Source organism: Mycobacterium sp. 1081908.1 (genome assembly GCF_001673535.1).
Classification (GTDB): Bacteria; Actinomycetota; Actinomycetes; order Mycobacteriales; family Mycobacteriaceae; genus Mycobacterium.
Genome location: NZ_LZLY01000022.1, coordinates 1 through 22,618, shown reverse-complemented (window position 1 = coordinate 22,618; position 22,618 = coordinate 1). Strand labels below are relative to the sequence as shown.

Below are 22,618 nucleotides of genomic sequence, written 5' to 3'. Positions count from 1 at the left end.
CAACTCAACTCCGTCATCAGCGTGTATTATCACACGCTGTGATTATCAACGCGCTCGCGGCCGATGTAGCCTTGGCCAATGAGTGAACAGGGCTCCGGCATCACCGAACTCGACGAACGGATCCCATTTCTGCTTTCGCAGCTGGGCGCCCACGTCAGCAGCGATTTCCAGCGCCGGCTGGCGCCGATCGGCGCCGACCCGCGCACATACGCGGTGCTGCTGGCACTGGCCAGCGCCGACGGGCAGTCGCAGCGCGAGCTTTCCGAGCGCCTCGGCATCCACCGCAACGCCATGGTCATGGTGATCGACAGCCTCGAGCAACGCGGGCTGGCCAAACGGTTGACCCATCCCGACGACAGGCGGGCGGTGGCCGTGACGCTCACCGCCAAGGCCCGGCGCCTGCTGCCGGCCCTGCACGACCAGGGCCTTGAGCTTGAAAATGAGATCGCCGCACCGCTATCCGCCAAGGAACGCGCCACGCTGCGACGACTTTTGCAGCGAGTCGCCGCCGGGGCGGGACTCATCCCGGGAGTTCACCCGCGGTTGGCTTGAGCGCGACGCGCGCGCCGCGTCCGCTCCTTGCTCGGACCCTTGGGGGTCTGGCATCGCTCGTAATTGTCACATATGATGATGATCATCATCTGTGATTAATTTGCTCCGATAGGAGAGCGACGTGCACACCGCATATCTCGTCGTAACGCTCATCGCGATCGCCTTCGATGGATTCTCGGGCGTCGCGGCGCTGGTTCACTTCGCGCCGATTCTCCCGGGGATGGCGAGCGCGGGCGTCCCGGTCTCGTGGTTGAGGTTTCCCATCGGAACATTGAAGACCCTGGGCACCGTCGGACTCGTTGTCGGCCTGTGGGTTCCGGCCATCGGCATCGCGGCCGCGGCGGGACTGGTCGTCTTTTTCGTCTGCGCCGTCTACACCCACGTGCTTGCCCACGACATCACCGGCCAGATGATGTTCGGCGCGTTCCTGCTCGCGCTCAACTGCGCCGCGCTGTCGGCCGCGATCGCCGCCCACCCGGGGGTCTTGTGAACATGGCACGCGTTCCATTGCTGTTGGCGCGCTTCAGCACCGCGTTGATGGTCGCCTGGGCGCTCACGCAGGCGATCCTGGCCGGCAACTTCCTCGGCGGCCAGTACGACGCGCTGCGGCTGCACGCGCTTGGCGCCAGGGCGATCACCATCACCTCCGCGGTGCAGATCGTGATCCTGGCCTGGGTCTGGCGCAGCACTCGCCGGCGGGGCCCCTTCTTCGCCGGCGTCGTGCAGACCCTGCTGCTCGTCGCCGAGTTCGCGACCGGCGAACTGCGCTTCACCGCCCTGCACATCCCGCTCGGTGTGCTGCTGGTCACCGGGATTGTCCAACTGGTGACGATGGTCTGGCGTATTCCCCTGCCGGTGCGACGCGTCGTCGCCGAGCTCGAGGCGACACCATGAACCGCCGCGCCGTGCTGCGCGCGGGCCTGCTCACCGCGGGTGTGGGCGTCGTCGGAGCCGCGTTGCCGGCGGCGCAAACAGCGCTGGGCCCCGCCGAGCCCGGCACGCTGCTGGCCAGCCGTGCGCCGCTGCCGCCGCGCTATCTGGCGCCGCTGCCCATCCCGGTCCGGCTGGCCCCCAACGAAACCGACGGCACGACGGACTACTACACCATCACCCAGCGGGTCGCCGACTTGGCGATACTGCCCGGGCTGGCGACGCGGGCGTGGACCTACGGCGGAACGTTTCCCGGGCCCACGATCGAGTCGCGGTCGGGCCGGCGAACCGCGATCCGCCATCACAATGCCCTCCCGGTTCCGGTCGCCGTGCACCTGCATGGCGGCCACACCCCGCCGGACAGCGATGGGTACCCGCTCGACCTCCTCGAGCCACATGCGCCACACGCCGCGGGCCATACCGGCATGCCCGGCATGTCGCGCAACTCCGTTGTCGGGCAGCGTGAGTACGTCTACCCAATGCAGCAACGCGCGGCCACGCTCTGGTATCACGATCACCGGATGGGCTACACCGGTCAGGCCGTCTGGCGCGGGCTCGCCGGTTTCCACATCGTGCGCGACGACGAAGAGGACGCGCTGCCACTGCCGCGGGGCCGCCGCGACATACCGCTGATGATCGCCGATCGGTCCTTCGGCGCCGACGGCTCGTTCCAGTACCCGACCACGGAAAGCGGCGACGTCGCCCTGCCCTACATGAACGGTGTGCTCGGCGACGTCGTGCTGGTCAACGGGGCGCCCTGGCCGGTGCTGGAAACCGACCCCGCGCGGTACCGATTCCGGGTTCTCAACGCCTCCAACGCGCGCCGGTACCGGCTGCAGCTCGACCCGCCACCTCCCGGCGGGTCCGCGTTCACCCAAATAGGAAGCGACGGCGGCCTGCTGCCCGCGCCGATCAACCACGACGCGATCGACCTCGCCCCGGCCGAACGGTTCGACCTTGTCGTCGACTTCTCCCGCTACCCGGCGGGAACCCGGATCAGGCTCACCAATGCGCTTGGGACGCAGTCCACCTCGGAGATCATGCGCTTCGACGTCGTCGGTACCGACCGGTCGGACGACACGGCGATTCCCGAGAAACTCAGTGAAAGCTACGCCCCGCTAGAGGCTGGTCGCGCCGTGGCCACCCGCACCTTCCTGTTCGGACAGGGCCGCGGCGGCGTCTGGGCGATCAACAACAAGCCGTACAAGCCCGGGGTCCCGCTGGCCACACCGCGCCTGGGTGATGTCGAGATCTGGCGATTCATCACCGACATCCGCCACCCGATCCATGTGCATCTCAACCACTTCCAGGTCCTCTCACGCAACAACAGGGCCCCGGGCCCCTACGATCTCGGATGGAAAGACACCGTCGACGTCGCGCCGTCCGGGGCGGTGGAGGTCGCCGTCCAATTCACCGACTACCGCGGAACCTATCTCGTGCATTGCCATAACCTCGAGCACGAAGACATGGCGATGATGGCCGACTTCGTCACGCTCTGAGTCGCCGAAACGGCCCGGGCCGACGAAGATTGAGGGCGTGGACGATAGGGCCGAATCCGACCTGGCGTGGGAACTGGCTGACTTGATCAGCCCCGCGCTCACCGACCGCGACCGCAGCCGGTTTTACGCCGCGATCGGCTCGGGCGAGTGCTATACCGCGATCGACACAGCGCTGCAAACCATGGCACAACAGGGCGCGCCGATAACGTCCGAACTGATAACCAAGCTCACTGAGTGGCTCGGCGCATACGCCCACAGCGCCGACGCTCCCCGGCTGCACGAACTGCTGCGTGTCATCAAATCGGCTGGCTCGGCCCCGCGGGCGTAACGAAGATCTTCGTCTCGAGTGTTGTTGTGCCGGAACGGGCGTTAGTTCCCGGGCGGTCGAAGGCCGAGGGCGCCCAGAAGTTCCTCGCGCCCCCACGGCTTGCTGGTCGCGGCCTCGCGAAGCTCGTTTCGCCATTCCTCCCTGTCGCGAAGCCCCAACCGCAGCTTGCCGCGCAACCCCCTAAGGCTCGGTAGCCGAAGCGGCGGTATGGGAAGCAGCAGCGCCGGTTTGTCGCGGTCGGAGTGATCCGAGTGGTCGCCGTCGTGCGCCGGGCCGGCCTGGTGCAGCGCCTTCGGTGCCGTCGGTGCCGTCGGTATGGCCGGGGCGGTCGCCGGGGATGGCGCCGCGGCGGAGGCCGCCGGCGTCACCGGTTCGCCCAGGCCGCCTACGGCCGCGGCGTGGCCGCTGACTCCCTCCGCGCCAAGCCCCGAGAGCATCGGCGAGACCGGGTAGCCGGTCGCCATCACGGCGGGTGCCGCCGGCGGCGTCGCCACGCCCGGCGCCAATGGCGCCGCCGGGGCCGCCGGTGCCCAAGCGGCCGGGGCGGCCGCCGCCGTGGCGCTGCCGCCGCTGACGATCACGCCACCCTGGTCGGCGGACCCGGCGGACCCGGCGGATCCGCCCCCGCCGCCGCCACCCGGGCCGCCGCCGTCACCGGTGGTGACGGCGTTGGCCCCGCCTCCGGCATTGCCGCTTTGCGGGCCACCGACCGCGGCCGCCCGGCCGTCGCCGGCGGAAGCTCCGACCCCAGCGCCCGCGTGGTTGCCGGCGACGGGCGCGGGGGTGCCGCCGCTGGTGACCGGCCCGCCGGTGCCTGCGTGTTGCGCGGCATCCATCGCCCCGTGGGCGCCGTTGCCGATCAGGTGCCCTGCGGGAGTCTGGCTGGCCGTGCCGATGAATTCCTGCACCTTCTGCAGGGGCGACGCGTTGACGGCTTCGGTACCGGCATACGATCCCGCGCTGGCGTGCAGGGCCTGCACGAACTGGTTGTGGAAGTAGGCGGCTTGGGCGCCGGCGGCCTGATAGGCCTTGGAGTGCGCGGTAAACAGTGCCGATACGAACGCCGACACGGCGTCGCCGCCCGGAGGGTCGACTCCCGCTGTCCCGGCCGCCGCACTCGCGTTGGCCGCGCTTATCGTCGACCCGACCGAGGCCAGATCCCCGGCCGCAGCCGCCAACATGTGCGGCGTAGCGGTCACGTGCGACATGAGCCACCTCCCAGCTCAGCTGCCAGGATCGTAGCGCGGCCGGAACGAACATCCTAGGGTTCAGGCAAGTCGGCCGCCGCCCGGCGACCTACACGTATCTCCGCACTTGTTGGCAGTACTGGCGGTATTGCTCGCCGTAGTGGCCGCGCATGAATTCTTCCTCGCGCAGCACCTGGCGGTGGAACAGCGCGAACCCGCCGGCGAGGTAGGCCAACGGGATCCAGTTCGGGAAAACGAGGAACTCGCCGATCAAGATCAGAGCGAAGCCGACATAGATCGGGTTGCGGGTCACCGAAAAGATGCCCGTCGTGACCAACTCGTCGGGATGATCGACGTCGATGCCGACGCGGAAGCTGCGGCCGAACGAGACCAGGCTGCCCGCCAGGACCGACAACCCGACGAGGCAAACCGCGATCCCCGCCCACGCCGCGACATCCGAATGAAAGAACCGCTGCCGGCTCACCAGCGGCCAGTCGAACGCGGCGGCGAAAATCGTATAGAAGTAGAACAGCGCGACCGGCGGGATCAGAAAATCCGTCTTGTCGAGGTTTCCGAAATGCATTGCCCGCGTGCCGCTTCTGCGCAGCATGAGGACTCTCGTCAGCACCGTCGCAATTAGGACGATGAGGATAGACGCGGCGACGTATCCGGCCATCGTGGTCGCACCCCTCTCATGGCGAATCGCCTTGTCTCCCAGGCCGAGACATCACTGTGATACTATTCTATGTGATATGCCTAGTAAGATGTCAACAGGCAATGAATTAGAAGTGTCACCGGACCTGGTGGACGCCGCCCACGCCGCCGCGAAGCGGTGCGGCCGGCCGGTGGCCGAGGTGCCATTGGGCACGCTCGCGGAGGCTGCCGGGATCTCGCGCAGCACGCTGCTGCGCCGGATCGGGGGATCCCGGCGGGCGTTGGACGAGGCGGTGCGCGCCGCCGGCGTCGATCCCGGCGGACGGCCGGTGCGCGAACGCGCGATCGAAGCCGGAGCCTGGTTGATCAGCGATCGGGGGCTCGCGTCCGTGACGCTGGAATCCGTTGCCGTGTCGGCGGATTGCTCCGTCGCGAGCTTGCAGGCCATATTCGGCACGCGGGACCGGTTGTTCGCGGCGATTTACGAGCGTTACAGCCCGCTGAGCGACCTGGCCGCCCTGTTCTCCGACGAAGCGGTGCGCATCGAGGAAACGGTGGCCGGCTTTTACGAGGCGATGGTGACCGGCCTGACGCGTGAACCTCGGGTGGCGCCGGCGATGCTGGCCGATCTGCTGGCCAGCCCGCGCGGAGCCGTCGCCCAGGTCTTTGCCGAGTACTTTCCTCGTGAGCAGGCCATCGTGGGGGGATGGCTACAGCGGCAGGCGGGCGCGGGCGCGATCCGCGACATTCCGATCCCCTTGTTGGTGGAGCAACTGACCGGGCCCCTGCTGGCCCACGCGTTGTTCCGTCCCGCTGCCGGGCGGCCGGACTGGGAGATGCCCGATCTGGAGCAGGTGTGCGCGGCGTTCACGTCCATGTTCCTCAATGCCGTTGGTACGCAAGCCTGAGACTTCAGTATCCCCCGAGGATGCGGCGCTTCTCGGCCTCGAACTCCTCCGCCGTCAACGCGCCGGAATCCCGCAGCGCCGCCAGCGTTTTGAGCCGCTCGATGCGAATCCCCTCGTCACCGGGTTCCACCGGCGCCGTCGGCGACACGGGCGCGGGCGGTTGGTAGAACGGGTTGGCCGCCACCACCGCCTTGCGCCGGGTGCGAGACAGCCACATGCCCGACAGGATCGAATCGACCAGTCCCACCACGAACAGGCCGACGAACAGCCACACCAGAAAGCCGTAGGAACTCTGGTGGCCGAAGGCCAGTCGCGGGTTGATGTATCCGTTGACCTGGCCGTCGGTCGTGATGTTGTAGTTTCCGGCGACGGGAATCTGCGCCACCCACACCCGCACGTGCGCGTCGTTGTTGACCGTCGTTGTGCTGCCGATGTTTTCGTTGACGGCCGGTTGCGCGACCCCCTCGGGCGGCGCGATCGTGACGCCGAGCGGCGGCACCGGCAGGCCCCCGTTTGAGCTGCCGACGACGAGGGCGTGCAGGCTGACGGTCACCTCGCCGGCGGGTAGGTACAGGCTGTTCGACCCCGGGATCGGCACCTCGCCGTAGGCGTTGTACTTGTCCAGAAAAAACAGGTTGAGCACCAGCGCGACGATGAAGCCGCCCACCGACACGACCATCAGCGCGACGGCGGCCGACAGCGAAATCTTCGCGAGCCGTCTGCTGGTCATCCACGCAGTGTGGCACCGCGGGCCAGGCGATGCCAGCGAAAAGCCGCAAAGCCGACGAGGATCACCAATGCCAGCACCGGCACCCAGTCCCCCAACCGTTGGTACGGCGTGACCGTCGACGCCAACGGCACCGCCACGACGGTCACCCCCCGGAATCCCGACCGGCACCAGACCAGGCGGTGGCCTCGCGCGTCGAAGGCCGAGCTGTCGCCGGACAATCCCACGTGCACCGCCGGCCGGCCCACCTCGACGGCGCGCACCGCGGGCTGTGCGGCCAGCTGCGGCTGCGCCCAACTGCCCTGGAACGACGACGTGGAGCTCTGGTACACCAGCAAGCCGGCGCCGAGGCGCCCCTCCCGCCGGGCCATGTCGGGGAACAGGGTTTCGTAGCTGACCAGCGGCCCGATCGGCAGGTCGCCCGCGTGCAGCACCACCGGGCCGCTCCCGCGCTGCCGGTCCTCGGCGGCGGCCCGGCTGTGGCGGGTGATCCAGCCGAAAAGCGGTCGCAGCGGGACGTATTCGCCGAACGGCACCAGCCGGGTCTTGCGGTAACTGCCCAACACGCCGCGCTCCCCGACGAGCACGGCCGTCTTGTAGATCCCGCCGCCCGGCGCGGGCGCGTCGACGTTGACCAGCAGGTCCGCGCCCACCCGCCGCGACAGGTCGGTGAGCCGGGCCAACACCTCCGGGTGGCCGGCGAGATCGGATCCCACGCTGCTTTCACCCCAGACAACAAGGTCGAGCCGCGCGCCGGCGAGCCCCCCGGTCAGCGCCTCCCCGGCCGCCTCGCGCTCGCCGGAGTCGGCGATGTCGCCGGGCTGAACCAGCGCCACACGCGCCGTCGCGCTCCCGGCCGGGAAATGGCTCAGCAGGTACCACAAAGGGCCGACCGCGACGCACGCCACCGCGCACCCCAACGCCAAGGCACGGCCGAAAGTGCCCCGGTGCACCAGCGCCCCGACGACGGCCGTATTGCACGCGGCCACAAGGAAACTCGTCAGCCATACCCCGCCCAGCGACGCCGACGCCAGCGTCACGGGCTGGGCGGCCTGCGAGGCGCCGAGCGGCGCCCACGAACCGCCCAGCGGCGGCCAGGACCGCACGACTTCGGCCACAACCCACGCGCTGGGCAACACCACCACTGCCACGACAGTTCGCCCGGGGCCGACGGGCGCGGCCAACAGCCGGTGCGCCAGCCACCCCCACGGCAGCCACAGCGCACCCAGCCCAGCGGCCAATAGCACCAGCAACAGCCCGATGCTGGTGACCAGCCAGTACTGGGTGGCCAGCACAAACCCGGCGACACCGCACCAGGCCCGCACGGCCGCCGCCCACCCGGACGGCGCCGCCCGCACCACCAACAGCAGCGGCACCAGGCCGACCCAGGCCAGCCACCACCACGTCGGCGCGGGGAAGGCGAGCGCGGGCAGCGCGCCGAGCACCGACGCGGCGATCAGATTGCCGCAGGGGTTCGCTGACCGCGACACAAAGAGCAGACTAGGACGGGGCTGATACCGACCAAGGAGTGATACGCATGGCCAACGATCTCGTCGCCACGGTTCCCGACCTGTCGGGCAAGCTGGCAATCGTCACCGGGGCCAACAGCGGTCTGGGCTTCGGGCTCGCCCGGCGCCTGTCGGCCGCCGGCGCCGACGTCGTGATGGCGATCCGCAACCGCGCCAAAGGGGAAAAGGCGATCGAGGAAATCCGCGCCGCGGTTCCCGACGCCAAGCTCACCATCAAGGCCCTCGACCTGTCGTCGCTGGCCTCCGTCGCCGCGCTGGGCGAACAGCTCAACGCCGAGGGCCGCCCGATCGACATCCTGATCAACAACGCCGGCGTCATGACGCCACCGGATCGCGACACCACCGCCGACGGCTTCGAATTGCAGTTCGGCAGCAACCATCTCGGCCATTTCGCGCTGACCGGGCACGTGCTCCCGCTGTTGCGCGCCGCCAATGGCGCCCGGGTCGTCTCGCTGAGCAGCCTCGCCGCCCGCCAGAGCGGCAAGATTCACTTCGACGACCCGCAGTTCGAGAAGTCCTACGCCGCGATGTCGGCCTACGGACAGTCGAAGCTGGCGGTGCTGATGTTCGCCCTCGAGCTCGACCGGCGCAGCCGCGCGGGCGGCTGGGGCATCGTGTCCAACGCCGCGCACCCCGGCCTGACGAAGACCAACCTGCAGATCGCCGGTCCCTCGCACGGCCGCGAAAGGCCCGCGCTGATGGAGCGGCTGTACAAGGCGTCCTGGCGTTTCACGCCGTTCTTGTGGCAGGAGATCGACGCGGGGATCCTGCCGGCGCTGTACGCGGCCGCCGCCCCGCGCGCCGAGGGCGGCGCGTTTTACGGGCCCCGCGGGTTCCAGGAGCTGGCCGGCGGCGGGGTCGCGCCCGCCCGGGTGCCCAAGCTCGCCCGCAACGAGGACGACTGCCGGCGACTCTGGGAGCTTTCCGAGCAGCTCACCGGGGTCAGCTACCCGACGACCAACTGACTATCGTTGGTGCATGCGGCCGGAACGTCGACTCCCCGAGTCGAGCATCGTGGTCCGGCCAGAGCCGACGGACAGCGCGACCTACACCCAGTCGTCCCGGCTGCAGGCCGCCGGCCTGGCCCAGGGCATCGCGCTGTTCGAGCGCGCCGCCGAACAGGTGCCCATCCCCGCGGCTCCCCAGCCGATCGTCATCGCCGACTACGGCGCCGCCAACGGGCACAACTCGCTGAAGCCGCTGTCGGCCGGCATCGCGGTGCTGCGCCGGCGCACCCGCCACGACCACGCGATCCTGGTGGCGCACACCGACGTGCCGGACAACGACTTCTCCACGCTGTTCCGGACCCTGTCCGACGACCCGGACAGCTACTTGCACACGGACACAACAAGTTTCGTCTCGGCGATCGGGCGGTCCTTTTACGGCCAGATCCTGCCGTCGAACGCGGTCAACCTCGGCTGGACGTCGTGGGCGACGCAGTGGGTGAGCCGGATCCCCTGCGAGCTGCACGATCACGTGCACGTCGGCTACACCAGCGACGACGCGGCGCGGGCGGCCTACGCGCACCAGGCCGCCGTCGACTGGCACGACTTCGTCGCGTTCCGGGGCCGCGAGCTGGTTCCCGAGGGGCGGCTGGTGGTGATGACGTCGGCCGTCGACGAGGACGGCACGTCCGGCTTCAGGCCGCTGCTCGACGCGATCGTCGCGGCGCTGGCCGAGCAGGCGCGCGACGGCCTGCTCGACGAGGACGAGCGGCGCCGCATGGTCATTCCCACATTCGCCCGCGGCGAGAAGGACTTTCGCGCCCCGTTCGCGCCGAGCGGGCGGTTCGAAGGCCTGACCATCGAACACCTCGAGACGTTCAACGCCGAGGACCGATTCTGGGCCCGCCTCCAAATTGACGACGACGCAAACGCTTTCGGCGCGCAATGGGCGGCGTTCGCGCGGGCCGCGCTCTTTCCGGCCCTGGTGAGCGGGCTAAACGGGGGTGCCGGTGACCCGCGGGCGGCCGCGTTCGTCGAGCAGTTGGAGGCCGCCGTTGCTGGACGTCTGTCAAGCGCGCCCGAGCCCATGCGAATCCCGATCGCCTCGGTGGTGCTGGTCAAGCGCGGCCGATCGCAGTGACGAGCGTTTCGGCACGCCGCGGCAGCGGGTAACCCCCGGGGATAGTCGCTGCGACTCCAAGGGGGTACGTGCATGAGCGTGCAGGACGACAAAGAAACTGGCCAGGAAGAAGACCAGCAGGCAACCGACCAGGAGTCGGGCAACGAAAACGATCGGCAGCAAACCGAAAAGCCGGAGCCGAACGAGGAGCACAAGGAAAAGGCCGCCGAGATGATGACGGCCTACGAAGACCGTCCCACCCTGGTGCTGCCGGGGTCCGCCGCGATGGTGACGGGCACCGCGGTCAACGATTGGCTGGATGAGGACGGCAACCCGAAGTGCGAGACGCCCGACGACGCCGGCTCCGAGGATGCCGGCGCAAAAGCCGACTCGGACCCGAAGGAAGCCGGCTCGGACCAGAAGGACGACGAGGGCAAAGACCCCGAGGCTCACCAGGAGCAGATCGAGAAGGACAAGGCCCTGAACGAGGAGCTGAAGAAGGCCGCGGCCGAGGAGAACAAAGGCGAAAAGCGGCCCACCGGAAGCTGATTCAGTGAACGCGCGTAGCGAGTTCACCCAATAGCGTCGGGATCTCAGGGAAGCCGGGGATCGGCTCGTTGATCCCGGGAATGGGTGGCAGCGCGGGAATCGCGGGGATTCGCGGGATCCGCGGTATCGGCGGCGCGGCCGCCGCGGGCGGTGGCTCCGGCGGTGCGGCCGGGGCGGGCGCTGGCGCCGGAACCGACTCCTGAGCGGCCGGCGGCGCGGGGCTCGGCGCATCCGTCGCGGGCGGCGCATTCGGCTCGACGCTCGGCGGCGGGGGCGGCGCCTGGGTCACCGGGGCGGGCGGCGCCGAGGACGGCGCGGGCGAAGCAGGAGTCGTGTTCCCGCCGGGCGTCGTCGCGGGCTTGTCGCTGGACCCCAGGCCAATGGCCATCGCGGCGCCCACCACCGCGATCGTCAACAAGGCGCCGATGATCACCACCAAGGCCAGCCGGCGCCACAGCCGGCCAGAGTTCTTGGGTTCCGCGGGCGAGGGCTCGGGCTGGTCGTGCTTCGGCGCCGGGCTCCCGGACGTGGGGCCGGCGCCGGTGGCCTCCGACCACGCCACCGCGGGCGACGTCCCCGTCGCGGGCGCCTCGGCCGTCGCGATCCCACCGCCGCGACGCCCCGGCCACGCCCGCGCGGTCGCCGTCGCCATCGCCGGTGCCGGCGCGGTTGCCGGGGCGGCCGGGATCAGCACGGTCGCGCTGCTTTCCGCGGGATCCCACGCGGCCCGCAACGCGCCCCCGACGGCGGCGGCCAGCTGGGGCCGCGGCGTCGTGATGACCGGGACCCGGAAATGTCCCGACAGCGTCGTGGCGACCGCCGGGATGTTCGCCCCGCCGCCCACCGAAACCACCGCGGCGAGATCGCGAATCCCGTTGCGGCGCAACGCATCATCCAGCACCGCCACGAAGTTGGTCAGCGGCCCGCGGATCGCGTCCTCAACTTCGCTTCTGGTGAGCCGGATGTCGCTGACGCTCAGGGTGGTCACCGTGTCCGACGAGAGCTGCTCCTTGGCACCGCGGCATCCGCTCCGCAGCGGGCTCAGCGAGCCGACGCTCGGCGCGTCGGCCATGACGGCGGTCAGCAACGCCTGGTCGATCATGTCCCCGGAGAAGTCGCGATACCGCACGGTCGGGGCCAGGGCCCGGTAGTTGCCGGCGGCGTCCATCAGCGTGACGCTGGTGCCGCTGCCGCCGAAATCGCACACGGCCACGGTGCCGCGCTCCGGTATGCCCGGGTTGGCCCGCACCGCGAACAGCGTCGCCGCGGCATCGGGGATCAGCACCAGCGGCTTGGCGGGATCGGACCATTCGGACACGCCGCCCAGCGCGACGCCCAGGGCATGCACGGCCTGGTCCGACCAGTGGGCGGGATAGGTCACCGCGGTGCCGTCGGGCAGCGGGCGGCCGCCGGTGGCGGCGTACGCCAGGGCGCGCATCGCGTCGGCGATCAGCGCGTCGCTGCGGTGCACCGAGCCGTCGGCGGCCCGGATTCCCGCCGGGTCCCCGATCCGGTCCACGAAGCCGGCGACGACCACGCCCGGCTCGTCCAGCCTGGGGTTTTCCGAGGGCACGCCCACCTCGGGCGCGCGTTGGCGATAGAGCGTGAGGACCGGCTTGCGCATGATCGCGAGGTTGGCGGTCGCGGCCGCGAGGTTGGTGGAACCAATCGACAAGCCCAGCGCGGGCCTAGCACTATCCACCATTTATCAATCCCCAAGGTCAGCGGCACCTAAATCGTGCCGCCAGAACCTATAGCCAGTCTCTGCGCATGCTATGCGTGAGCTGTATAACGGGGCAGCCGCCGCCCGGTCAGCGAATGGAGCCCGCGCCCGCGATCAGCGGCAGGTCGAGTGGGGTGACCCAGCCGGGCCGCAGGTCGTTGACCGCCGGGACCGCATTGAGTGCCCGCATCCCGGTGGCCAGGCAGCCGGCCGTGGCCGCGTCGCGGCCCGAGCCGTCGGTGAACCGGAACGCGGTTTCCTGGAAGATGCTCGGGGTCCCCTCGATGTCCACCCGGTAGACGTCGTTGTCGTGGCCCGACGGCCAGTCGGGGGCGGCGTCGTTCCCGATCCGGTTGACGTGCTCGAGCTGGATGCGCGTCTCGCCCTGGTAGATGCCGTTGATGGTGAACCGGACGGCGGCGACGTGCCCGGGCTTGATGACGCCCTTGACCGTGGTGCGCTCGGTGGGCGTCACCCACTTGTCCCAGGTGGTGGTGATCTCGTCGAGCATGATGCCCGCCGCGTGCGCGATCATCGGCACGGTGGCGCCCCACGCGAAGATCAGCACGCTGGGGTGTTCCAGCATCGGGCTGTATTCGGGCTCGCGGCCGATGCCCATCTCGACCTCGTAGTCGCCCTCGTAGTTGGTGTAGTCCAGCAGCTCCGACGCGCGGACCCGGCGCACCTCCGAGCAGACGCCCATCAGGGTCATGGGAAACAGGTCGTTGGCGAAACCCGGGTCGATGCCGGTGGTGAAGCACGACGATCCGCCCAGCTCGCAGGCCTCGGTGATGGGCTCGATCCAGTTGGGCGGGTTGAGGTGCATGGTCGGCCAGACCCACGGCGTCATCGCCGTGGAGCAGACGTCGATGCCGGCGCGCAGGAACCGGGTGATCAGCGCGATGTTGGCGTCGGCGTGCATCGCCGTCGGGCCGTAGTGCACCAGCGCGTCGGGCCGCAGCGCGATCAGCGCGTCGACGTCGTCGGTCGCGGTGACGCCCACCGGTTCGGACAGCCCGCAGATGTCGCCGACGTCGCGGCCGACCTTGTTGGGGTTGCTGACGCCGACGCCCACCAACTCGAACAGTGGATGCTTGACGATCTCGGCGATCACCATGCTGCCGACGAATCCGGTGCCCCAGACCACCACGCGCTTTGGGTCGTGTCCCGACATACACACCTTCCTGAGCATCAAGGCCCCCGGTTCACCCTATAGACCAGGCCATGTTCGTGGTGACACGATGTGAAACCATGACCAGTCATCTGCGCGGGCCGTCGGTCCTGCTGGCGATCGGAGTCGGGCTCGCAAACGGGAGCGGCGTGGCCAGCGCCATCCCCGAGAACCCCAGGGTCACCTACGAGGTGAGCGGACCGGCCGTCGCCGAATACATCTCGTATCAAACCGACAACGGCCAGCTGCGCGCGGTGAACGCCAAGCTGCCCTGGTCGACGCAGTTCACCGGATTCGGCGGCGAGGTCTTCGCGCTCAGCGCCCAAGGGCCGGGGCCGATCTCGTGCAAGATCAAGCTCGACGGCAACGTGGTGAGCGACGCGACGGCGACGACGGGGACGCCGGCCCGAACCGTGTGCACGCACTGATAACGGCCCGCCGTGCCACTTAAGACAGGTATCGCGACTCGCGCGAATGGGACTCCGCCGCCCGAGATCCCACTGGCCGACATTCATCTCGAGTCGCTCGAATTCTGGGGGCTCGGCGACGATTACCGCGACGGCGCCTTCGCCACCCTGCGCCGCGAGGCGCCGATCTCGTTCTGGCCGGCCGTCGAGTACGAGGGCTTCGAGGCCGGCCCCGGGTATTGGGCGCTGACCAAGCTGGACGACGTGCACTACGCCAGCCGCCATCCGGACGTCTTCAGCTCCGCCGGCGGCATCACGATCGGCGACCAGATGCCGGAGTTGGCCGAGTACTTCGGCTCGATGATCGTGACGGACGATCCGCGACACCAACGGCTGCGCTCGATCGTCAGTAGGGCGTTCACCCCAAAGGTGGTGGCCCGCATCGAGGCGTCGGTGCGCGAGCGGGCGCACCGGCTCGTGGCGTCGCTGATCGCCAACCATCCCGACGGCGAGGCCGATCTGGTCGGCGAGCTCGCCGGGCCGCTGCCGTTGCAGATCATCTGCGACATGATGGGCATCCCCGAGGAGGACCATCAGCGCGTATTCCATTGGACCAACGTGATTCTCGGGTTCGGCGACCCCGACCTGTCGACCGAATTCGGGGAATTCACGCAGGTTTCGATGGACATCGGCGCCTACGCCACCGCGCTGGCCGAGGATCGCCGCGTCAACCACCACGACGACCTGACCACGAGCCTGGTGGAGGCCGAGGTCGACGGCGAGCGGCTGACGTCGCAGGAGATCGCGTCGTTCTTCATCCTGCTGGTGGTCGCGGGCAACGAGACGACGCGCAACGCGATCAGCCATGGGGTGCTGGCGCTGTCGCGCTACCCCGACGAGCGGGAGAAGTGGTGGGCCGACTACGACGGCCTGGCCCCCACCGCGGTCGAGGAGATCGTGCGGTGGGCCTCCCCCGTGGTCTACATGCGGCGCACCCTGACCCGCGACATCGAGCTGAGCGGCGTGAAGATGGCGGCCGGCGACAAAGCCGCGCTGTGGTACAACTCGGCCAACCGCGACGAGTCAAAGTTCGCCAACCCGTGGATGTTCGACGTCGCCCGCGACCCCAACCCGCACCTGGGCTTCGGCGGCGGCGGTGCGCATTTCTGCCTGGGCGCCAACCTGGCCCGCCGCGAGATCAGGGTCGTCTTCGACGAATTGCGGCGCGAGATCCCCGACATCGTCGCGGTCGACGAACCCGCGATGCTGCTGTCGCAATTCATCCACGGCATCAAGAGGTTGCCGGTCGCGTGGACGCCGAGGAGCTGAGCGGTGAAGAGATTCGCGGTAAGCGTTGTATTCGCCGTCGCCGCGCTGGCGCTGGCGCCGGCCGCCCATGCGGGCATGACGCTGGGCAACTACAAGGTGGACACCAACCGGGATCCCGGCCACATCTGGATGTGGTCGGTCCGGCAGTGCGTGGGCGACCGGGCGGGATGCGTTCACGTGTCGGCGGTTCCGCAACCCAACGGGCAGGCGGCGCCCTACGACGGGGAGGCGTATCTGTCCGGCGGCCGCTACACGTTGGCCGTCGACGTCCCCGACGGCGTGCGCTGCGTGGTGCAGTTCCTTCCCTCGCACGACGTCTATTCCTGGGACGCGGTGACGCTGCAGGGCCAGGTGGAGTCGACGTTCGCCACGGGCTGCGGCGGCTCCCCGGACGGGGTGAACACCTACCCCTTCTCGCTGGTGCGGTGGTAGCCGCTCTCGTCGGGCGACCGCGGCTGCCGGAAGGGATATATCCCGTTCAAACTTGATAGCGCATGCGCTATCAAATTCCGAGACAGCCACACCCCATTGACAGCGCCGGGTGCAAGGCGATTCGTGGATAGCCGTTCTCTCGCGAGCCGACGCGCCATAGGCTCACCAGCGTGACCATTCCCGCGTTTCCCGCCCCCGACGTGCTCGCAGCCCGCGAGAAGCTCGTGCTCGACCACTTTCACGACGAGGTCCGCCAGGCGTGGGACGACGTGTTGGCGACGTTCCCGCACCCGCGCTACGAGCTGATCCCGCAGATGGTCGTCCACGACGGCGACGAGGCGGTGCGCGGCTACTACGTGTACACCAGGACGGCGTTCCCCGATCAGGACCACGAGATCATCAAGCTGCGACACAGCGCCGACGCGGTGATCGTCGAGTTCTGGCTGATGGGCACGCATCGCGGATATCTCGGCAAGGTCCCGCCCACCGGCAGCCGGTTCCGGGTGCGCATGAACGCCTACTTCGTGTTCGACGACACCGAAACGCTTGTCTGCGAACGTATTTACTTCGACACGCTGACCATGATCAAGCAGCTGCTGGGCGGGCTGAACATGAAGAAGCCTGCGAACTGGTTGCTGGCCGCGCGGTGTGTGCGCGGCTTCCTGTCGATGTCGCCCGAAAAGCCGGACCCGGCACTGACTTCCGCGTAAACTGCACCGCATGCGGGCCCTTTACGCGGTATGCGGCCTAGCCGCCGGCGCATTGCTGGCCGCCTGCGGTTCCGACCCAGCCCGAAACACAATCACCCCACACGCGACGGCGACGCCGTCCGCGACGACGGCCACAAAGCTGAGCTCACACACCGTGAAATGGATCGACCCGCAGGTCGGCGAGTGCGTGGCCGACCTTCCGCCGATCGATCTGAGCCGGGTGACCGTCACCGCCGTCGACTGCGCCACACCGCATTTGGCCGAGGTGTATCTCAGAGGTCCCCTGGCCGTCGACAAGGCCGTCGCCATCGTCGCCAACAAGGACTGCAACGAAGGATTCGCCCCCTACACCGGCCGGCCCGTGGACGGCAGCCCGTTTTCGATCACGTTCCTCATCGACTCGAACCAGGACCGGACCGGCGCCGATCTCACGCCGAGCACCGTCATCTGCCTGCTGGAATCCGCCAACGGCCAGCCGCTGACAGCCTCGGCGCGCCGCTAACAACCGAGTTGCGCTGCCAGGTCCAGGAAGTCGGACGCGTTGACGTCGAACTCGTCGGAGTACGCGACGTCGGCGTCGCCGCCGGGCCCGAACTCCAGCGGGCGCGCGACGAAGGCCGTCGCAAAACCCAGCCCTCCCGCGGCGCGGATGTCGTACTTGTGGCTGGCCACCATCATGATCTCAGCGGGATGCAGGCCCAGATAGGTCGCGGCCATGCGATAGATCACCGGGTCGGGCTTGAACACCCCGGCCATCTCGGCGGCAAAGATCGCGTCCCACGGCAGACCCGCCCGCTTGGAGATGTTGACCACCGCTGACACGTCGGCGTTCGACAGGGTGGCCAGCGTGTACCCGCGCTTCAACCGCGTCAGCCCGGGCACCACGTCCGGCCACGGCCTGAGCCGCTGCCAAGCCAGGGTGAGCTCCTCGCGTTCGGCGTCCGAGAACCCCGCGATCCCGCCGTCGTCCAGGACGGCGTCCAACGCGCGCCGATACACCGAGTGCACCGAGACCCAGCCGCTCCCCTGCGCCGTCTCCAACGCCGCGAAGTAGCCTGCGCGCCAACGCCGGACCACGTCGGGCCAGTCGACGCCCGGGTAGCGCCCCGCGCTGATCCGCGCCGCCTCGTCGCACACGGTCGAATGAAAATCCGTCGCCGTGCCCTGCACGTCGAACAACAGCGCCTTGACCACGAGGCTCATCATGCAGGCTAAAATCTGCGACGTCGAAACGCTTGACCTTCCATTCCGAGGCGGGGTAGTTCGTGGCCGAACCTGACGAGCGCGAGCCCGACTACCGCTTCACCTTCGCCAACGAGCGGACCTTCCTGGCCTGGCAGCGCACCGCGCTCGGCCTGCTCGCCGCGGCGGTCGCCCTGGTGCAGCTGGTTCCCGAGCTCGCCGTCCCCGGGGCGCGACGCGCGCTCGGCATCGGGCTCGCCGTGCTGGCGACCCTCACCAGCGGCATGGGGCTGGTGCGCTGGCGGCAGGCCGACCAGGCGATGCGGCACGGCGAGCCGTTGCCCCGCCATCCCACCCCGGCCTACCTCGCGGTGGGTCTCAGCGTGGTGGGGCTGGTCGCCATCGGGCTGGTGATCGCCAAGGCGGTCACCGGTTGAACGACCCGGCCGACCGGACGACGCTGGCGTGGACGCGGACGGCCTTCGCCTTCCTGGCCAACGGCGCGCTGCTGACGATCAAGAACCTGCACGGCCCCGTCGGGCCGTGGGAGTTGGTCCCCGCCTTTCTGGCCGCCGCGGTCGCGCTGGGCACCTACCTGATCGCGCTGCAACGCCAGCGCACGCTGCAGCGGCATCCACTGCCGCCGCGGATCACCCCGCGCCGGCAGGTGTACGGCATCGGGGCGGCCGTGCTGGCGCTCATCGTCGTGACGATGGTCGCCCAGCTGGTCTAGCGCGGTGGCTCGACCAGCAAAACATTATGAAAGTTCAAGGAAATTCCCAGGTTTGGGCGCTGCTCATCCTGGTAAATAACCTGGCATGATTACGCGTCACATCCCTCGCTTCGCTGTTTCCGCGGCGGCCGCGGTGGCGGGTATCAGCGCCGCCGTCGTCGCGCCCGCCCTCCCCCCGGCCTCCGCCCGATGCCCGGACGTCCAGGTGGTCTTCGCCCGCGGCACCGGCGAGGACCCCGGCGTCGGTCCGACCGGGCAGGCCTTCGTCGACAACCTGCGCTCGCGAATCGGCGGAAGATCGCTCGACGTCTATCCCGTCAACTACCCCGCCAGCAACGACTGGGACACCGGTCTCGACGGCATCAAGGACGCCGGCTTTCACGTCGAGGACATGGCGAGGAGCTGCCCCAACACCAAGATGGTGCTCGGCGGCTACTCCCAGGGCGCGGCCGTCATGGGCTTCGTCACCTCCTCCGCCGTGCCGGACGGCGTCGACCCCGCGACCGTGCCCAAACCGATGGACCCCGCCGTCGCCGACCACGTCTCCTCGGTCGTGCTCTTCGGCATGCCCAACGTCCGCGCGATGAACTTCCTCAACGAGCCCCCGGTCGCCATCGGCCCGCTCTATCAGGCGAAGACCATCAAGGTGTGCGCGCCCGAGGACCCGGTGTGCTCGGACGGGATGAACTTCGCCGCCCACAACACGTACGCCTCGGACGGGCAGATGATCGACAAGGGCGCGGCCTTCGCGGCCAGCCATCTCGGCGGCGACGCCAGGACGCCGGGCGGCTTCGGCACCTGAGCCGCTAGGCCGGGCCCTTGGCGTTGAGGAACGCGACGATCCCCTGCGTGACGGCGGCGGCGTACTTCGCCTGACCGTCGGGGGTCTGCATCCGCGCGGCTTCGTCCGGGTTCTTCATATTGCCCAGCTCGATGAGGATCGCCGGGTACTGGGCCAGGTTGAGCCCGGCGAGGTCGGCGCGGCCGTAGAGGCCATCCGAGCCGGCGTAGGTGGACGGGTGAAAGCCCGCCTGCACCAGCGCATCCCGCATTGTGCGCGCCAGCTGGACGGCCGGGCCGGCCTGCACGTCGTTCAGCGGCGGGCTGGAGTAGTTGACGTGGAATCCCGAACCGGAGGCGGGGCCGCCGTCGGCGTGGATGCTCACGATCGCGTCGGGGTGCATCGCGTTGGCCGCCGCCGCGCGTGCATCGACACACGGGCCGACGGAGCTGTCGTTGTCCCGGGACAGCTGGGTGTGCACGCCCAGCTGGTTGAGCGAACCGCTGATCAGCCCGACCACGGCCCAGGTGAACGCGTGCTCGGGGTAGCCGTCGTCAGCCGACGCGCCCGACGTCTGGCATTCCTTGGTGCCGCCGCGGCCGTTCGGGACCTGTCGGTTGATCGAGGCGTCGTTCACGGCGTTGTGGCCCGGGTCGAGGAAGACGCCCATGCCGGCGATGCCGGCGCCCGCGCGGGGCGCGCCGGCCGGCGCGGCGCCGCCGAGCAGCGCCGGCGCGACGCCGACGTACCTCAGGACGTCGCGCCGTGAAACGGGCCGATCACTCACCCGCGCGATGGTAACAATCGCTGACCGTATGTCGCGGATTGCCGAGGAACCGGGCAACCCACGAGATTGAGCATTTGACGGTGCCTTACGCTCGCGGCCCGTAGTGTCACTGCCATGCTCTGGTGCAAGGCGGGAATCGAGATAGCCCGCGCGGGTCTGACCAACCGGCTGATGTCCTACAGCGGTCTAGCGGCCAAAGAGAACGCGAGCGAGTTTGCGCAACGCCAGGCGCAAGACTTCCTGATCTCGGAGTTGACTGAGGCTGTCGAAGCGATCGGTCGGCATGCAGCGGACGCCGCCGCGTCTCTCCCGGCAGGCCTGACTGAAACTTTGGCGAAAATACAGCAGGACGATGCCGCGCCGAGCACACATTTCAAGGAACTCAGGGACATCACGACTGCCGTGAAGGACCTGCTCGAGCGCCTTGAATCCGACGCCCCCGACGTCCCGCATTACGGGTGAGGAAATCCCCCAGGACCCCACCGCTTATCGCCGAGCAGAACCTCGCCGCTAGCCCCTTGTCAGGCCGACCCTGACGTCGTACCGTGTCAGGCGGAGCCTGACAACCCAGGGAGTCCCCATGAGCCCGACCACCAAGCAGACCGCGCAGATCTGGTGCTCGTTCTGCGGCAAGTCCAACGCCGAGGTCGACAAGCTGGTCGCCGGGCCGGGCGTGCAGATCTGCAACGAATGCATCGACCTCTCCCAGGCCATCATCGACGAGTTCCGCGACAAGCCGAACGAACTCCGGATGCCGATCTGGGAGTCGTGGAGCGATCAGCAGATGCTCGACCACATCCCCCGCATGGCGGTGGTGGCCCAGCAGGTCGAGACCGACCTGCGCGCCTGGGTGGCTGAGCTGCGCCGGCGCGGGGTCACCTGGGCGAAAATCGGCCAGACGCTGGGCATTACGCGCCAGTCGGCGTGGGAGCGCTTCGCCGGCGAATAGGTATCAGGCGTTGGTCAGAGCCTGTGCCGCGGCGCGGAACATGGTCTGCTTGATCGCGCCGAGCGTGCCGGGGTCCTTGCCGGCCAACGGCCGCACCAGGTCGGTGGCGGCCGCGGTCACCTCGCCCTCGCCCGCGGTGGCGTCGACGATGCCGAACTCGACGGCCTCGGTCCCGCCGAAGCGTCGCCCGGTGGTCATCGACGCGACCGCCGCGCGCGGGGTGAGTTTGGCCTGGATCAGCGCGGCCATGCCGTCGGTGAACGGGATCCGGATGTCGACCTCGGGAAAGCAGAAATAGCCGCGGTCGGCGCGCATCACGCGCACGTCGTGGGCGATCGCCAGCATGGCGCCGGCGCCGAAGGCGTGTCCGGTGACCGCGGCGGCGGTCGGCAGCGGGAAGGTCAGGACGCGGGCCAACAAGGCCTGCACCCGTCCGACGTAGGACTGCGTCTGGTCGCCGTGGGCGGCGAGCCAGTCCAGGTCCAGCCCGTTGGTGTAGAACTTGCCGCGCCCGGTGGTGACCAGGCCCTGCGCGCCGGCGGCCTCGATCTCGTCCAGGTGGACGTTGATGGCGTCGAGAAACTCTGGCGAGAATCGGTTCTCGTCCTCGCCGAGGTCGACGACGGCGATCTTGTCGTCCCAGATCAGTGTGGGTGTCATTTCGTGTTCCTTTCGGTGCTTCGGCGTCGCAACGGCGGTGGCCCGACGGCCAGCGCGGCGCGTACCGCGGCGCGCAGTCGTTCTCGGGCGTCGGGATCGTGGATTCGGTTGCGGTTTAACAGGATTGCCGTCGGCAGGTCGACGATGCACATGGTGATGGCGTCTACGGCCGCGGCGTCCTTTCGGTCCCACAGGGCGCGGGCCAGCCGGATCATCGCCTCCACCAACAACCGGTCCAGATCGCGCAACTGGGCGGCGATCTCGGCCGGGGTGTCGGGTCCCAGCAGCTCCTCGCGGCGCACCGTCAGCACCAGCTGCGACGAGTGCGGATGCTGTTCGGCGAACACCGCTGGCGCCTCGGCCGCGGCCACCACCGCGGCGGCGGGGTCGCCGTCGAGCGCGGCGTCGATCAATTCGCCTTGTGCGGCAAGGAATCGGTGCCCGGCCCGCAACCAGGCGCGGCCCACCAGGCCGGCGCGCGAACCGAATGAGTGATAGAGCGCGCCGTTGGACACGCCGGTCGCGTCGCTGATCGCGCGGATCGTGACGGCGGCGGGCCCGGACTCCGCCGCCAACAACTCCACGGCATCAAGGATCTGATCCTGGTCATGGACGCGAGGGCGGGGCACCTCGCAAGGATAACAGAGCGTCCGCTCTGTTATCTACCGGGCGTTCGTCAGGCCTGCGTCGGCGCCGCCAGGTCGCATTGGCGCTGCGCGGCGCACAGGATCGAGCCGGCGGTCACGAAGGCGCGCTTGTTGCGGTCCGCGATCTCGATGGGCAGGTCGGCCGCCAGGCGCAGCACCATCTGGGCGAGCGCGGTGTTG

Annotated in this window: 29 protein-coding genes; 19 read left to right on the top strand and 10 right to left on the bottom strand. The window is 69.2% G+C overall.

Features of this window, described 5'->3' with window-relative positions:
• Window positions 1–78 precede the first annotated feature (78 nt).
• The 5 genes from A5655_RS04110 (at window position 79) to A5655_RS04090 (ending at window position 3,309) form a co-directional block, all read left to right on the top strand.
• Window positions 79–552, top strand: coding sequence for a MarR family winged helix-turn-helix transcriptional regulator (locus A5655_RS04110; RefSeq protein ID WP_067005846.1), 474 nt, complete (start codon window positions 79–81; stop codon window positions 550–552).
• A gap of 121 nt (window positions 553–673) precedes the next feature.
• On the top strand, window positions 674–1,042 hold the full coding sequence (locus tag A5655_RS04105; protein ID WP_067005844.1) for a DoxX family protein: 369 nt from the start codon (window positions 674–676) through the stop codon (window positions 1,040–1,042).
• A gap of 2 nt (window positions 1,043–1,044) precedes the next feature.
• On the top strand, window positions 1,045–1,446 hold the full coding sequence (locus A5655_RS04100; protein ID WP_197508589.1) for a hypothetical protein: 402 nt from the start codon (window positions 1,045–1,047) through the stop codon (window positions 1,444–1,446).
• Window positions 1,443–2,981, top strand: coding sequence for a multicopper oxidase family protein (locus A5655_RS04095; RefSeq protein WP_067005842.1), 1,539 nt, complete (start codon window positions 1,443–1,445; stop codon window positions 2,979–2,981). The genes A5655_RS04100 and A5655_RS04095 overlap by 4 nt, the downstream gene beginning before the upstream one ends.
• A 37-nt stretch (window positions 2,982–3,018) precedes the next feature.
• Complete coding sequence (locus A5655_RS04090) at window positions 3,019–3,309, top strand: hypothetical protein (protein WP_067005840.1); 291 nt, start codon at window positions 3,019–3,021, stop codon at window positions 3,307–3,309.
• 41 nt (window positions 3,310–3,350) lie between these two features.
• Here A5655_RS04090 and A5655_RS29175 read toward each other — a convergent pair whose 3' ends face one another.
• A complete protein-coding gene (locus A5655_RS29175) occupies window positions 3,351–4,517 on the bottom strand; it encodes a PE family protein (protein ID WP_067005837.1) in 1,167 nt (388 codons plus the stop codon).
• Between the two features lie 88 nt (window positions 4,518–4,605).
• Window positions 4,606–5,106, bottom strand: a complete 501-nt coding sequence (locus A5655_RS04080) for an isoprenylcysteine carboxylmethyltransferase family protein (RefSeq protein ID WP_231999059.1) — start codon at window positions 5,104–5,106, stop codon at window positions 4,606–4,608.
• A gap of 178 nt (window positions 5,107–5,284) precedes the next feature.
• Here A5655_RS04080 and A5655_RS04075 point away from each other — a divergent pair, with 178 nt between their 5' ends.
• A complete protein-coding gene (locus A5655_RS04075; protein ID WP_067005834.1) occupies window positions 5,285–6,058 on the top strand; it encodes a TetR/AcrR family transcriptional regulator in 774 nt (257 codons plus the stop codon).
• Between the two features lie 4 nt (window positions 6,059–6,062).
• Here A5655_RS04075 and A5655_RS04070 read toward each other — a convergent pair whose 3' ends face one another.
• Both A5655_RS04070 and lnt read right to left on the bottom strand, forming a co-directional pair.
• Entirely contained in the window at window positions 6,063–6,788 is a 726-nt protein-coding gene (locus tag A5655_RS04070) for an SHOCT domain-containing protein (RefSeq protein ID WP_067005832.1), read from the bottom strand.
• Window positions 6,785–8,275 carry an apolipoprotein N-acyltransferase gene (gene lnt / locus A5655_RS04065; RefSeq protein WP_067005830.1) on the bottom strand — a complete coding sequence of 497 codons (1,491 nt, stop codon included), beginning with the start codon at window positions 8,273–8,275 and terminating at the stop codon, window positions 6,785–6,787. Before lnt ends, A5655_RS04070 begins: the two co-directional genes overlap by 4 nt.
• A 47-nt stretch (window positions 8,276–8,322) precedes the next feature.
• Between lnt and A5655_RS04060 the strand changes: the two genes are divergently transcribed.
• The 3 genes from A5655_RS04060 (at window position 8,323) to A5655_RS04050 (ending at window position 10,927) form a co-directional block, all read left to right on the top strand.
• Window positions 8,323–9,279: an SDR family oxidoreductase gene (locus A5655_RS04060; protein WP_067005828.1), complete on the top strand. Its 957-nt coding sequence runs from the start codon at window positions 8,323–8,325 to the stop codon at window positions 9,277–9,279.
• Window positions 9,280–9,292: 13 nt separating this feature from the next.
• The gene (locus A5655_RS04055; protein WP_067005826.1) at window positions 9,293–10,399 is read left to right on the top strand and encodes an SAM-dependent methyltransferase; all 1,107 of its coding nucleotides are present in this window, start codon (window positions 9,293–9,295) and stop codon (window positions 10,397–10,399) included.
• Window positions 10,400–10,471: 72 nt separating this feature from the next.
• A complete protein-coding gene (locus A5655_RS04050; protein WP_067005824.1) occupies window positions 10,472–10,927 on the top strand; it encodes a hypothetical protein in 456 nt (151 codons plus the stop codon).
• Between the two features lies 1 nt (window position 10,928).
• Here the strand turns inward: A5655_RS04050 and A5655_RS04045 are convergent, their stop codons facing one another.
• On the bottom strand, window positions 10,929–12,632 hold the full coding sequence (locus A5655_RS04045) for an Hsp70 family protein (RefSeq protein WP_067005822.1): 1,704 nt from the start codon (window positions 12,630–12,632) through the stop codon (window positions 10,929–10,931).
• Window positions 12,633–12,738: 106 nt separating this feature from the next.
• A complete protein-coding gene (locus tag A5655_RS04040) occupies window positions 12,739–13,824 on the bottom strand; it encodes a dihydrodipicolinate reductase (protein ID WP_067005820.1) in 1,086 nt (361 codons plus the stop codon).
• A 77-nt stretch (window positions 13,825–13,901) separates the two neighbouring features.
• On the opposite strand from A5655_RS04040, the gene A5655_RS04035 reads away from it, so the two are divergent.
• The 5 genes from A5655_RS04035 (at window position 13,902) to A5655_RS04015 (ending at window position 17,201) form a co-directional block, all read left to right on the top strand.
• Window positions 13,902–14,249: an MmpS family transport accessory protein gene (locus A5655_RS04035; RefSeq protein WP_067005818.1), complete on the top strand. Its 348-nt coding sequence runs from the start codon at window positions 13,902–13,904 to the stop codon at window positions 14,247–14,249.
• Window positions 14,250–14,261: 12 nt separating this feature from the next.
• Complete coding sequence (locus A5655_RS04030; RefSeq protein WP_067005816.1) at window positions 14,262–15,557, top strand: cytochrome P450; 1,296 nt, start codon at window positions 14,262–14,264, stop codon at window positions 15,555–15,557.
• A gap of 3 nt (window positions 15,558–15,560) precedes the next feature.
• Window positions 15,561–15,989 (top strand): hypothetical protein, encoded by a 429-nt coding sequence (locus A5655_RS04025; protein ID WP_197508588.1) that lies wholly within the window; start codon window positions 15,561–15,563, stop codon window positions 15,987–15,989.
• Between the two features lie 170 nt (window positions 15,990–16,159).
• Window positions 16,160–16,699, top strand: a complete 540-nt coding sequence (locus A5655_RS04020; protein WP_067005814.1) for an ester cyclase — start codon at window positions 16,160–16,162, stop codon at window positions 16,697–16,699.
• A 10-nt stretch (window positions 16,700–16,709) separates the two neighbouring features.
• Window positions 16,710–17,201, top strand: coding sequence for a hypothetical protein (locus tag A5655_RS04015; RefSeq protein ID WP_067005812.1), 492 nt, complete (start codon window positions 16,710–16,712; stop codon window positions 17,199–17,201).
• On the opposite strand, the gene A5655_RS04010 is transcribed toward A5655_RS04015, so the two are convergent.
• On the bottom strand, window positions 17,198–17,905 hold the full coding sequence (locus tag A5655_RS04010; protein WP_082978460.1) for a haloacid dehalogenase type II: 708 nt from the start codon (window positions 17,903–17,905) through the stop codon (window positions 17,198–17,200). The genes A5655_RS04015 and A5655_RS04010 overlap by 4 nt on opposite strands.
• A 59-nt stretch (window positions 17,906–17,964) precedes the next feature.
• Here A5655_RS04010 and A5655_RS04005 point away from each other — a divergent pair, with 59 nt between their 5' ends.
• From A5655_RS04005 to A5655_RS03995, 3 genes are all read left to right on the top strand, one after another.
• Window positions 17,965–18,318: a YidH family protein gene (locus A5655_RS04005; protein ID WP_067005810.1), complete on the top strand. Its 354-nt coding sequence runs from the start codon at window positions 17,965–17,967 to the stop codon at window positions 18,316–18,318.
• Window positions 18,315–18,614: a DUF202 domain-containing protein gene (locus A5655_RS04000; RefSeq protein WP_067005808.1), complete on the top strand. Its 300-nt coding sequence runs from the start codon at window positions 18,315–18,317 to the stop codon at window positions 18,612–18,614. Before A5655_RS04005 ends, A5655_RS04000 begins: the two co-directional genes overlap by 4 nt.
• Window positions 18,615–18,699: 85 nt before the next feature.
• Window positions 18,700–19,416 (top strand): cutinase family protein, encoded by a 717-nt coding sequence (locus A5655_RS03995; protein ID WP_067005806.1) that lies wholly within the window; start codon window positions 18,700–18,702, stop codon window positions 19,414–19,416.
• Window positions 19,417–19,420: 4 nt separating this feature from the next.
• On the opposite strand, the gene A5655_RS03990 is transcribed toward A5655_RS03995, so the two are convergent.
• Window positions 19,421–20,182, bottom strand: a complete 762-nt coding sequence (locus A5655_RS03990; protein WP_067005805.1) for an Rv3717 family N-acetylmuramoyl-L-alanine amidase — start codon at window positions 20,180–20,182, stop codon at window positions 19,421–19,423.
• 114 nt (window positions 20,183–20,296) lie between these two features.
• Between A5655_RS03990 and A5655_RS03985 the strand changes: the two genes are divergently transcribed.
• Entirely contained in the window at window positions 20,297–20,644 is a 348-nt protein-coding gene (locus A5655_RS03985) for a hypothetical protein (RefSeq protein WP_067005803.1), read from the top strand.
• 118 nt (window positions 20,645–20,762) lie between these two features.
• Window positions 20,763–21,131, top strand: coding sequence for a ClpX C4-type zinc finger protein (locus A5655_RS29340; protein ID WP_067005801.1), 369 nt, complete (start codon window positions 20,763–20,765; stop codon window positions 21,129–21,131).
• A 3-nt stretch (window positions 21,132–21,134) separates the two neighbouring features.
• On the opposite strand, the gene A5655_RS03975 is transcribed toward A5655_RS29340, so the two are convergent.
• Window positions 21,135–21,791, bottom strand: a complete 657-nt coding sequence (locus A5655_RS03975) for an enoyl-CoA hydratase-related protein (RefSeq protein WP_067005799.1) — start codon at window positions 21,789–21,791, stop codon at window positions 21,135–21,137.
• The gene (locus tag A5655_RS03970; RefSeq protein ID WP_067005796.1) at window positions 21,788–22,420 is read right to left on the bottom strand and encodes a TetR/AcrR family transcriptional regulator; all 633 of its coding nucleotides are present in this window, start codon (window positions 22,418–22,420) and stop codon (window positions 21,788–21,790) included. Before A5655_RS03970 ends, A5655_RS03975 begins: the two co-directional genes overlap by 4 nt.
• Between the last annotated feature and the right edge of the window lie 198 nt (window positions 22,421–22,618).